The organism is Bacillus sp. KICET-1, assembly GCF_027721405.1.
GTDB classification, from domain to species: domain Bacteria; phylum Bacillota; class Bacilli; order Bacillales; family Bacillaceae; genus Bacillus; species Bacillus velezensis.
Genome location: NZ_CP113515.1, coordinates 3,375,500 through 3,386,963, shown reverse-complemented (window position 1 = coordinate 3,386,963; position 11,464 = coordinate 3,375,500). Strand labels below are relative to the sequence as shown.

General features: G+C 46.8%; 13 protein-coding genes and 1 other annotated feature. All 13 genes read left to right on the top strand.

Annotated elements, in window-relative coordinates; all coding sequences use genetic code 11:
- The first annotated feature begins 41 nt into the window (after positions 1 to 41).
- The gene (locus tag OVA33_RS17065; RefSeq protein ID WP_003154415.1) at positions 42 to 293 is read left to right on the top strand and encodes a YlmC/YmxH family sporulation protein; all 252 of its coding nucleotides are present in this window, start codon (positions 42 to 44) and stop codon (positions 291 to 293) included.
- A 154-nt stretch (positions 294 to 447) separates the two neighbouring features.
- Positions 448 to 1,284, top strand: coding sequence for a peptidoglycan editing factor PgeF (gene pgeF / locus OVA33_RS17060; RefSeq protein ID WP_014304972.1), 837 nt, complete (start codon positions 448 to 450; stop codon positions 1,282 to 1,284).
- A 4-nt stretch (positions 1,285 to 1,288) separates the two neighbouring features.
- Positions 1,289 to 1,981 (top strand): YggS family pyridoxal phosphate-dependent enzyme, encoded by a 693-nt coding sequence (locus OVA33_RS17055; protein WP_017417740.1) that lies wholly within the window; start codon positions 1,289 to 1,291, stop codon positions 1,979 to 1,981.
- Positions 1,978 to 2,436 (top strand): cell division protein SepF, encoded by a 459-nt coding sequence (sepF, locus tag OVA33_RS17050; protein WP_007409719.1) that lies wholly within the window; start codon positions 1,978 to 1,980, stop codon positions 2,434 to 2,436. The genes OVA33_RS17055 and sepF overlap by 4 nt, the downstream gene beginning before the upstream one ends.
- Positions 2,437 to 2,442: 6 nt before the next feature.
- Positions 2,443 to 2,721 (top strand): YggT family protein, encoded by a 279-nt coding sequence (locus OVA33_RS17045; RefSeq protein WP_003154408.1) that lies wholly within the window; start codon positions 2,443 to 2,445, stop codon positions 2,719 to 2,721.
- Between the two features lie 61 nt (positions 2,722 to 2,782).
- The gene (locus tag OVA33_RS17040) at positions 2,783 to 3,553 is read left to right on the top strand and encodes a YlmH family RNA-binding protein (protein ID WP_025649480.1); all 771 of its coding nucleotides are present in this window, start codon (positions 2,783 to 2,785) and stop codon (positions 3,551 to 3,553) included.
- 94 nt (positions 3,554 to 3,647) lie between these two features.
- Complete coding sequence (divIVA, locus tag OVA33_RS17035; protein ID WP_003154406.1) at positions 3,648 to 4,142, top strand: septum site-determining protein DivIVA; 495 nt, start codon at positions 3,648 to 3,650, stop codon at positions 4,140 to 4,142.
- Between the two features lie 61 nt (positions 4,143 to 4,203).
- Positions 4,204 to 4,432 (top strand) — a binding site (T-box leader).
- Positions 4,433 to 4,483: 51 nt separating this feature from the next.
- Positions 4,484 to 7,249 carry an isoleucine--tRNA ligase gene (gene ileS, locus OVA33_RS17030; protein WP_025649479.1) on the top strand — a complete coding sequence of 922 codons (2,766 nt, stop codon included), beginning with the start codon at positions 4,484 to 4,486 and terminating at the stop codon, positions 7,247 to 7,249.
- A gap of 149 nt (positions 7,250 to 7,398) precedes the next feature.
- Positions 7,399 to 7,770: a TraR/DksA family transcriptional regulator gene (locus tag OVA33_RS17025; RefSeq protein ID WP_003154399.1), complete on the top strand. Its 372-nt coding sequence runs from the start codon at positions 7,399 to 7,401 to the stop codon at positions 7,768 to 7,770.
- A 101-nt stretch (positions 7,771 to 7,871) separates the two neighbouring features.
- Entirely contained in the window at positions 7,872 to 8,333 is a 462-nt protein-coding gene (gene lspA, locus OVA33_RS17020) for a signal peptidase II (protein WP_014417726.1), read from the top strand.
- A gap of 1 nt (position 8,334) precedes the next feature.
- Positions 8,335 to 9,249: an RluA family pseudouridine synthase gene (locus OVA33_RS17015; RefSeq protein ID WP_063636627.1), complete on the top strand. Its 915-nt coding sequence runs from the start codon at positions 8,335 to 8,337 to the stop codon at positions 9,247 to 9,249.
- 188 nt (positions 9,250 to 9,437) lie between these two features.
- Positions 9,438 to 9,983, top strand: a complete 546-nt coding sequence (gene pyrR / locus OVA33_RS17010) for a bifunctional pyrimidine operon transcriptional regulator/uracil phosphoribosyltransferase (protein WP_003154392.1) — start codon at positions 9,438 to 9,440, stop codon at positions 9,981 to 9,983.
- 154 nt (positions 9,984 to 10,137) lie between these two features.
- Entirely contained in the window at positions 10,138 to 11,448 is a 1,311-nt protein-coding gene (gene pyrP, locus OVA33_RS17005; protein ID WP_025649477.1) for a uracil permease PyrP, read from the top strand.
- The last annotated feature ends 16 nt before the right edge of the window (positions 11,449 to 11,464 follow it).

The window sequence follows — 11,464 nt, the reverse complement described above, 5'->3', positions numbered from 1 at the left end:
TCATATAATAGGAAAAAGAACGGGCAAAGGGCGTGATACGGATGATCAGCATATCTGAATTTCAAATAAAAGATGTGGTAAACGTGTCGAACGGAAAAAAACTCGGAAGCATCGGTGATATTGATATTAACGTGACAACGGGAAAAATTCAGGCGATTATTTTAGGCGGAAGCGGAAAAGTTCTCGGTTTTTTCGGAAAAGAAGAGGAAATGATCATTCCTTGGCGAAATATAGTTAAAATTGGGGAAGATGTCATCTTAGTGCGTGTAAATGAACCAAAGGGGGGAGCGTAATCCTCCCTTCACTTGTAAAAAGCCGGAAATCTCAATGTTTCCGGCACATTTATTTATCTCATTTTTCAATCAGCCGCTAAACGTATGCTTAAAATTGTGTTAAAATGAGTGGGAAATTACGCTTTTTTAATGTTTGTCGAAAGGTTGGATCTCCATGAATACATATCACCCGTTTAGTCTTACCACCCCCTCGGCACTCATGATAGAAGACTGGAACTGTGTGAATCAGCTTAACACAAAGGTCATCGCCGGATTCACGACGAAAAACGGCGGGGTCAGCAATCCTCCGTATGAGTCATTAAATACCGGATTGCACGTCCGGGACGAAGCTCATGATGTTGTGACAAACCGTGAAGTCATAGCGTCCTTATGCGGTACTGATCTGGATTCCTGGGTGTTCGCCGACCAGACACATGAAAACCGCGTCCGGCGCGTGACAGCCGGGGATAAAGGAAAAGGAGCAAGAGACTATTCTTCCGCATTCCGCGGGACGGACGGGCTCTACACGAAAGATGCGAATCTTTTTTTGGCCCTTTGTTTTGCGGACTGTGTGCCCTTGTATTTTTATGACCCGGTGAAATCCATTATCGGCGCTGCCCATGCCGGATGGAAGGGGACGGTCAAACAAATCGGACGCATCATGACGGAACGCTGGGTAAACGAAGAAGGCTCCCGTTTAACAGATATTCAGGCTGTCATCGGTCCGTCCATCAGCGCGGGAAGCTATACAGTCGACGACCGCGTCATCAATGAAGTGCGGGCGCTGCCTTTTACGGCTGAATCCGCCATATGCGAAACGGAAAAAGGCCAGTATCAGCTTGATTTAAAAGAGGTCAACCGTCTTCTTCTGATACATTGCGGCATTCCGGAAGAAAACATTTCAGTCAGCGGTTTATGCACTGAACGAGAGCGTGAACTATTCTTTTCACACCGCCGCGACAAAGGGAAAACGGGACGCATGATGTCCTTTATCGGAATGAAGGAGGCGTAAGATCTTGCGTGTTGCTGATCAATTACGACATATAAACGAAAGAATAAACGAAGCATGTAACAGATCGGGCCGAAGCCCCGAAGATGTTACCGTCATCGCGGTTACAAAATACGTATCAGCCGAAAGGGCTCAAGAGGCCGTTGATGCTGGTATTACAAGTCTGGGAGAAAACCGGGATGCCGAGCTTATCCATAAGCAGGAAGTCATCAAAGGCAGCCCGGAGTGGCACTTTATCGGCAGTCTTCAGTCCAGAAAGGTGAAGGCCGTCGTTGACCGTGTGTCTTATATTCATTCCTTAGACAGACTGTCATTGGCAAAAGAGATTGAAAAACGGGCGCAGCATACGGTTCGCTGTTTTGTGCAGGTGAATACTTCGCTTGAGCCGTCTAAGCACGGTTTGAAAACAGAGGAGGTCATCCCCTTTATCAGAGAGCTTTCTGAATTTAGAAACATTTCTGTAGAGGGCCTGATGACGATGGCTCCCCTGACAGACGATACAGAAACGATCAGAGACTGCTTCCGGCAATTGCGTGATATGAGGTATCAGGTGCAAAAACTGAATCAGACAAACGCACCGTGCCGGGAACTGTCAATGGGCATGTCAAATGACTATGAAATCGCTGTTGAAGAGGGCGCAACTTTTATCAGAATCGGCTCTTCATTAGTCGGAAATGAACCGGGGGGTGTAAACAAATGAGCATGAAAAATAAACTGAAAAACTTTTTCTCAATGGATGAGGAGGAGTACGAATACGAATACATTGAAACGGAGCAGGATCATCCGGAAGAGCATGAACAGCAGAAAGATAAACAGCCTGCTTACGCTCAGAAGCCGCAGGGCAAGCAGAACGTAGTAAGCTTGCAAAGTGTTCAGAAATCCTCTAAAGTGGTGTTGAGTGAACCGCGTGTATATGCGGAAGCGCAGGAAATCGCCGATCATTTAAAGAACAGGCGGGCGGTAGTCGTCAATCTGCAGCGCATCCAGCATGATCAGGCGAAAAGAATCGTCGACTTTTTAAGCGGTACCGTCTACGCCATCGGCGGCGACATTCAGAGAATCGGTTCAGATATTTTTCTGTGCACGCCTGATAATGTCGACGTTTCCGGCACGATTTCGGAGCTTATAAATGAAGACGAACATCAGAGGTGGTAAAGCAGGATGATTCTTTATCAAATTTTTTCCGTTCTGAGTTATTTAATTTACATCTACTCGTTTGCCCTGATCATCTATATCTTTATGTCATGGGTGCCGAGTACGAGAGAAACGGCGGTCGGACGGTTTCTCGCAGCGATTTGCGAACCGTATTTAGAGCCGTTCAGAAGGATCATTCCGCCCATTGCCATGTTGGATATATCCCCGATTGTAGCGATTATCGTGCTTCGGTTTGCCACGACGGGACTTTGGGGCCTATACCGCATGATCGCAATGTATACTTGAATGCGACAGTTTGATACGGGCTTGGCACCAGCCAAGCCTCTTTACATAGAAAGGAAAGAACATGAGCGATATTTACCAGCACTTCAGACAAGACGAGCGGCCTTTTATTGATCAGGCGCTTGAATGGAAACAGATTGTCCTGGACCAGTATCGGATGAAGCTGACTGATTTCTTAGATCCCAGAGAACAGGTGATTGTAAAAGCCGTTATCGGCGACGCCTGCGGTCTTGCGTTTTTCGGAGGATATGACAGAGCTGAGCGCAAACGCGCGATTTTATACCCTGAATATATGGAACCTGAACAGGATGATTTTGAGCTTCGGGCTTTTGACGTTCAATACGCTGAAAAATTCGTCAGCATTGACCACCGCTCTCTTCTCGGATCATTAATGGGGATCGGCTTAAAGCGGCAGAAATACGGCGATCTGATTTTCTCAGAGGAAGCCGTGCAGCTGATCGTCTCCGGTGAAATCGCCGATTTTGTCAGCACTCAGCTGACCAAAGCGGGCAAAGCGCCGGTAAAGCTTGAGAAAATCGAGCTTTCCGCTCTTCACATTCCCGCTTCAGATGTCGAAATAAGGGATGACACGGTTTCTTCATTGCGTCTCGACGCCGTCTGCGCTTCAATGAGCAGGCAATCCCGTCAGAAAGCGCAGGCGCTTGTGAAAAACGGCCTCGTTAAGGTGAATTGGAAAGCCATTGAAGATCCGTCTTTTCAGGTTGCTGAAGGGGACATGCTCTCGATTCGCGGCTTCGGACGATGCAGTTTGGCAAAAGTTGACGGAAAAACGAAAAAAGACAAATGGAAAGTTACATTTGAACGGCAAAAATGAGTCGTTTTTTCAGTTTTTTTCTCCATCTGTGCCGTATTTGTTTTATAATGTGAACTAGATAACCGTACTGAAATGTAAAAATGGAGGTGGCAATATGCCATTAACGCCGAATGATATCCATAACAAAACGTTTACAAAAGGTTTTCGCGGATATGATGAAGATGAAGTAAATGAATTTTTAATGCAGGTCAGAAAAGATTACGAAATCGCACTCCGTAAAAAAACGGAGCTTGAGGCGAAAGTGAACGAGCTGGACGAAAAAATCGGCCACTTTGCCAATATCGAAGAAACGCTGAATAAATCAATTCTCGTAGCCCAGGAAGCCGCAGAAGACGTAAAGCGCAACTCGCAGAAAGAAGCGAAGCTGATCGTCCGTGAAGCAGAAAAAAATGCTGATCGCATCATCAATGAGTCGCTTTCCAAATCAAGAAAAATCGCAATGGAAATCGAAGAGCTGAAAAAACAGTCTAAAGTCTTCAGAACACGTTTCCAAATGCTGATTGAAGCGCAGCTCGATCTGCTGAAGAACGATGATTGGGATCATCTGCTGGAATACGAAGTCGACGCGGTATTTGAGGAAAAAGAATAATTTTCTGATTTTCTTGACATTCTCCGGCCCGTTCGAATATAATACGTTCATAAATTCAGATGAAAAGACGATTGAAAGGGACCGGCATGACTCAAAACAGGCTATAAAGCGACCCGGGGAAGGTGAAAGCCCGGGATGGCCGGAATCATGCAGATCAGCCCTTTAGTTTCCTTTCTGAACCGAGAGTAGGAAAGGACGTTCCATCACGTTACGATGTTCGAGAGGAAAAGACGGATGATCCGTTTTTTCTAAAAGGGTGGTACCGCGAGATAAGCTTTCTCGTCCCTTATGGGATGAGAGGGCTTTTTTTATTTTCTGAAAAATGTTGTGGAGGAATGAAAATGGATTACAAAGATACGCTGTTAATGCCGAAAACAGATTTTCCGATGCGCGGAAATCTGCCAAATCGTGAGCCGGACATGCAAAAAGACTGGGAGGAGCAGGACATTTACCGTCTTGTTCAAGAACGGACGAAAGACCGCCCGAAATTCGTGCTGCATGACGGACCTCCTTATGCAAACGGAGACATCCACATGGGCCATGCCCTGAACAAAATCCTGAAAGACTTCATCGTCCGCTATAAATCAATGAGCGGCTACAACGCACCGTACGTGCCGGGCTGGGATACGCACGGACTGCCGATTGAAACGGCGCTGACGAAAAACAAAAAGGTCAACCGCAAAGAAATGTCAGTAGCGGAATTCCGCAAACTATGCGAAGAGTACGCTTGGAAGCAAATCGAGGGACAGCGTGAGCAATTCAAACGTCTTGGTGTCCGCGGTGACTGGGAAAACCCATACGTGACATTAAAACCGGAATACGAAGCGCAGCAGATCCGCGTATTTGGTGAAATGGCAAAACGAGGCTACATTTACAAAGGCCTTAAACCGGTTAACTGGTCACCTTCAAGTGAGTCTGCTCTGGCTGAAGCCGAGATCGAATATCAAGACAAACGTTCAGCATCTATTTACGTCGCTTTTGGTGTAAAAGACGGAAAAGGCGTTCTTGAAAACGGCGAGCGCATCATCATTTGGACAACAACGCCTTGGACAATTCCGGCGAACCTCGGAATCTCAGTGCACCCTGATCTTGAGTACAGCGTGATTGCAGTAGGTGAAGACCGCTTTGTCGTAGCAAGTGCCTTAGTCGAAAATGTTGCATCAGCATGCGGATTTGATCAGTATGAAGTGACAAGAACGGTCAAAGGAAAAGACCTTGAGAACATTATCGCTGAACACCCGCTATATGGCAGAGACTCTCTCGTTATGCTTGGTGAACACGTAACAACTGATGCCGGAACAGGCTGTGTTCATACAGCGCCAGGACATGGGGAAGATGACTTTATCATTGGCCAAAAATACGGTTTAGATGTGCTTTGCCCGGTCGATGAAAAAGGTGTAATGACTAGCGAAGCTCCTGGGTTTGAAGGCATGTTCTATGATGATGCAAACAAAGCGATCACACAGCAGCTCGATGAAAAAGGCGCACTTGTGAAGCTTGAATTCATTACTCACTCTTATCCGCATGATTGGAGAACCAAAAAACCAACCATTTTCAGAGCGACAGCGCAATGGTTTGCGTCTATTAAAGATTTCAGATCAGACCTGCTGGATGCCATTAAAGAAACCAAATGGGTTCCTGAATGGGGTGAGCAGCGTTTGCACAACATGGTTCGGGACCGCGGAGACTGGTGTATTTCCAGACAGCGTGCGTGGGGTGTGCCGATTCCGGTATTTTACGCTGAAAACGGAGAACCGATTATTACAGATGAAACCATTGAACATGTTTCTGAATTGTTCAGACAGCACGGATCAAACATTTGGTTTGAAAAAGAAGCAAAGGATCTTCTTCCGGAAGGCTTTACGCATCCTGGCAGCCCGAACGGCACATTTACAAAAGAACAGGATATCATGGATGTTTGGTTTGATTCAGGCTCTTCACATCAAGCAGTGCTTGAAGAACGTGATGACCTCGTTCGCCCGGCTGATTTATACCTAGAGGGATCTGACCAATATCGCGGCTGGTTTAACTCTTCTCTTTCTACAGCAGTAGCCGTAACAGGAAAAGCGCCGTATAAAGGTGTGCTCAGCCATGGGTTCGCACTGGATGGAGAAGGACGCAAGATGAGTAAATCAATCGGTAACGTTGTTGTTCCGGCTAAAGTCATGAAACAGCTTGGTGCCGACATCTTAAGATTATGGGTATCGTCAGTGGATTATCAGGCGGACGTTCGCGTGTCTGACGCCATTCTGAAGCAGGTCGCGGAAGTATACCGGAAAGTCCGCAACACGTTCCGCTTCCTTCACGGCAACCTGTTCGATTTCAATCCAAGCGTCAATGCCGTTGATGTAAAAGATCTCCGCGAAGTGGATCAATATATGCTGATCAAGCTGAATAAGCTGATTGATAAGGTGAAAAAAGCGTACGATGAATATGAATTTGCGGTTGTTTATCACAGCATTCACAATTTCTGTACGATCGAGCTCAGCTCCTTCTATCTTGATTTTGCAAAAGATGTTGTGTACATCGAGCATGCGGATCATCCGGACCGCCGCAGCATGCAGACCGTCTTTTATGAAACGCTGCTGGCTTTAGTGAAGCTGACGGCGCCGATTCTCCCGCATACGGCGGATGAAATGTGGTCTCACTTATCATTTGTTGAAGAAGCAAGCGTGCAGCTGACAGATATGCCGGAAACCATTGCTGTTCCGGACAGTCAAGCGACAGAAGAAAAGTTCGACCGCTTCATGGAGCTTCGAAACGACGTGCTGAAAGCTTTGGAAACAGCCCGTAACGAAAAAATTATCGGAAGATCATTGGAAGCGAGCCTGACTTTGTATCCGAACAAAGAAAACCGCGACCTCTTGTCATCCATTAAAGAAAACATCGCGCAGCTGTTTATCGTCTCAGAACTGACAGTAAAAGACGAAAGTGAAGCGCCTGAAAACGCGCAAAGTTTCACAACAGGAAAAATGACCGTAGAAAAAGCGGAAGGCCAGATGTGTGAACGTTCCCGCGTCATTTCTAAAGATGTCGGAGCCAATCCGAAATATCCGACATTATCACTGCGCAATGCGGAAATCGTTGAAAAATATTATCAAAAATAATAAATGGGAAAGCGCCCGGTGTCAGCCGGGCGCTTTTTTACATGCCAGCAATGTCATCGATTAGAACGACAGGAAAAATCTTATGGGCTTCAAATGGCGCTCTGGGGGCAACAATAAAGCCATAACATCAAGAGCAGGAGTTGTGATGAATGAATGATCAACTGACCGCAATCCACACGGAGCTTCTCATGATGAAAGAAGAACTTCAATCAAGATTATTCGAATATTCTTGCTTTCAAATGTCAGCATCTGTTGAACCTTCAATGAACGACCAAGAAGCAACTCTGATCTATCATATAAAAGAAGAACTTCAGGACGTTCTTCTTGCCCTGTCTAAGTTTGAAAACAATACGTACGGTTATTGTGAAAAAACAGGCGCCCCCATTCCGATTGAAAAACTTGCGGTGTTGCCGACGGCCAGAACCGCTGATGATTTTTATTATCCCGCTCAATTTGAAAAGAAAACCCTTCCATATTGGGAACCCGGAGATTATGCATATGATCAGGCGCTGTATGAGTGACAGCGTCTGTTTGCATGCGCTTATGATCTGCCTTTACTCTGGCATCTTTTACTGATAAAATTCATAAAGGATAAAAGTAACTGTATACTGGAGGAACGTGTGTGCTTTATTATCTTATCGCTCTTTTTATTATTATTGCCGACCAATTGACCAAATGGCTTGTCGTCAGCCATATGGAATTGGGACAAAGCATACCTGTCATCAATCAGGTGCTTTATATCACATCTCATCGCAACACGGGAGCGGCGTGGGGGATTTTAGCCGGCCAAATGTGGTTTTTCTACGTCATTACCATCGCCGTGATTATCGGAATCGTTTATTACATACAGCGTTATGCAAAAGGGCAGATGTTACTCGGAATTTCTCTCGGCTTAATGCTGGGCGGTGCGGCCGGAAACTTTATTGACCGGGCGGCGCGCCAGGAAGTGGTGGATTTTATTCATGTCATCATCGTGGATTATCACTATCCGATTTTTAATATCGCGGACTCCTCACTGTGCGTCGGTGTAATACTTTTATTTATTCATATGCTGTTTGACAGCGGGAAAAAGAAGGAGCAATAACATGAATCAATTTGAGATAACCGTTCAGCCTGAACAAAAGAGCGAACGGATTGATAAATTTTTGGCTTCAACGGGAGAAAACTGGTCACGCACTCAAGTGCAGCAGTGGGTAAAAGAGGGACTGGTATCCGTTAACGGCAAATCCGTAAAAGCGAATTATAAAATGCAGCCCGGCGATCAGGTAAACGTCACCATTCCTGAACCGGAAGAATTGGACGTGCTTGCAGAGCCGATGGATTTGGACATTTACTATGAGGATCAGGACGTTTTGGTTGTGAACAAACCGCGGGGCATGGTTGTACACCCGGCGCCCGGCCATGTGACAGGGACGCTTGTAAACGGACTGATGGCTCACTGCAACGACCTTTCCGGCATTAACGGCGTCATGCGTCCGGGAATCGTCCACCGGATTGATAAAGATACTTCCGGTCTGTTAATGGTCGCTAAAAACGATATGGCGCATGAATCACTCGTTAATCAGCTCGTCAATAAAACCGTGACCAGAAAGTACACAGCGGTTGTCCACGGGATGATTTCACATGATGACGGAACGATTGACGCTCCGATCGGGAGAGATAAAAAAGACCGTCAAAGCATGACCGTAACAAGAGAAAGCAGCAAAAACGCCGTCACGCATTTCCACGTGCTTGAGCGTTTTCAAGATTTCACGCTCGTAGAGTGCCGTCTTGAGACCGGAAGAACGCATCAGATCCGTGTTCATATGAAATATATCGGGTTTCCTTTGGCGGGCGATCCGAAATACGGACCGAGAAAAACCGTTGATTTTAACGGTCAGGCGCTTCATGCCGGAATATTAGGTTTTGACCATCCGCGGACGGGCGAATACATTGAGTTTGAAGCGCCCCTTCCTGAAGATATGAAAAAACTCATTGAAGATTTAAGAAATAGCCGTTGACAGCGAGTTTCTTTTCTGAAATAATAAAAACAAGCTGAATAGATTCTTTAACACAGTCCAGAGAGGCTGAGAAGGATAACGGATAGGACAGAAGAGATACGCATGTGTCTTCGTCCTGGAAAGGAACCCCTCTATGCTCTGGCAGGAGGGGTTTTTTCTTCTTATATACGAATGGAGAGGTGTCACGAGTGAATCAAAAAGCTGTTATTCTCGACGAACAGGCGATCAGGCGGGCGCTGACAAGGATAGCCCATGAAATGATCGAACGGAATAAAGGAATGAATGACTGCATTCTTGTAGGAATTAAAACAAGAGGCATTTATTTAGCGAAGCGGCTGGCCGAGCGGATCGAACAGATTGAAGGGAATCCGGTCACCGTCGGGGAAATCGATATCACCCTTTACCGTGACGATCTCACGAAAAAAACGAGCAATGAAGAGCCGCTTGTAAAAGGCGCGGACATTCCGGCCGATATCACAGACCAAAAGGTCATTGTGGTTGATGATGTGCTTTATACCGGCCGGACGGTGAGAGCTGCGATGGATGCCCTCGTTGATGTCGGGCGGCCGTCATCGATACAGCTTGCCGTGCTTGTCGACAGAGGGCACCGGGAACTGCCGATCAGAGCGGACTATATCGGGAAAAACATTCCGACCTCAAAAGCTGAAAAAGTGATGGTTCAGCTGAGCGAAGTTGATCAGACTGATATGGTCGCCATTTATGAAAATGAATAACCACCCTTTTTAAATGCATTCCAGAGAGTTTGCAAAGAGGATTTTAAAACACAAAGCCGGGCGGATCGACGCGGCCGGGTTTTGTATGCCTCTTTGCGCAAAAAGCAAAGAGGTTTTTTTATACCATTTGAAAGTCAACCGGGAGGAAAACGCCATGAGTAAGAAAAAAGTAAACCTGGGAGTCAGGGACGTCCCCAATCCATTGTCCTGGCTGTCATTCAGCCTGCAGCATTTATTCGCCATGTTCGGCTCAACCATACTCGTGCCGAAACTGGTCGGAATGAGCCCGGCTGTGGCGCTTGTCACAAGCGGAATCGGGACACTCGCCTATCTCTTGGTGACAAAAGGCCAGATTCCCGCTTATCTCGGCTCATCATTCGCCTTTATATCACCGATTATCTTAGTGAAGGCGACGGGAGGGCCGGGGGCTGCCATGGTCGGCGCTTTCCTGGCGGGAATTGTGTACGGCCTGATCGCACTTCTCATCAGGCAGCTTGGAACGGGGTGGCTGATGAAGCTGCTGCCCCCGGTGGTCGTCGGGCCGGTCATCATCGTCATCGGCCTCGGACTGGCAAGCACAGCCGTCAATATGGCAATGTATGCTGATCCGAATGCGAAGGAACTCGTCTACAGCTTGAAACATTTCAGTGTAGCCGGCGTCACTTTGGCAATCACCATTATCTGCGCCATCTTTTTACGAGGATTTTTAAGCCTGATTCCGGTATTGATCGGCATTATAGGCGGATATCTGTTTGCGCTGACACAGGGCATCGTCAATTTTCAGCCGGTCATTGATGCAAAATGGTTCGCCGCTCCTGAATTTATCATCCCTTTCAAAGACTATACGCCGTCAGTGACATTGGGCATTGCGGCTGCGATGGTGCCGGTCGCTTTCGTGACGATGTCAGAACATATCGGCCACCAAATGGTGCTGAGTAAAGTCGTCGGACAGGATTTCATTAAAAAGCCGGGACTGCACCGCTCCATAATGGGGGACAGCGTAGCGACGATTATCGCTTCGTTAATCGGCGGCCCGCCGACGACAACATACGGCGAAAACATCGGTGTACTGGCAATTACGAGAGTTTTCAGCGTTTTTGTCATCGGCGGCGCGGGTGTGATTGCGCTGTGCTTCGGATTTATCGGAAAAGTTTCAGCGCTGATCAGTTCTGTTCCGTCCGCGGTTATGGGAGGCGTTTCCTTCCTGCTCTTCGGAATTATCGCCTCCAGCGGCTTAAGAATGCTGATTGACAACAACATTGATTATGAAAACAAGAGAAATTTAATTATCACGTCCGTCATCCTCGTGATCGGCGTCGGAGGGGCTTTTATTCAAGTATCAAAAGGTGGGTTCCAAATATCCGGCATGGCGCTTGCGGCAATTGTCGGAGTCATCCTGAACCTTATCCTGCCGCATGCAAATGAAGAAGACGCGATTGCATCAGAAAAACAAAATCATATGTAAACCTTTTAAAGAAAGT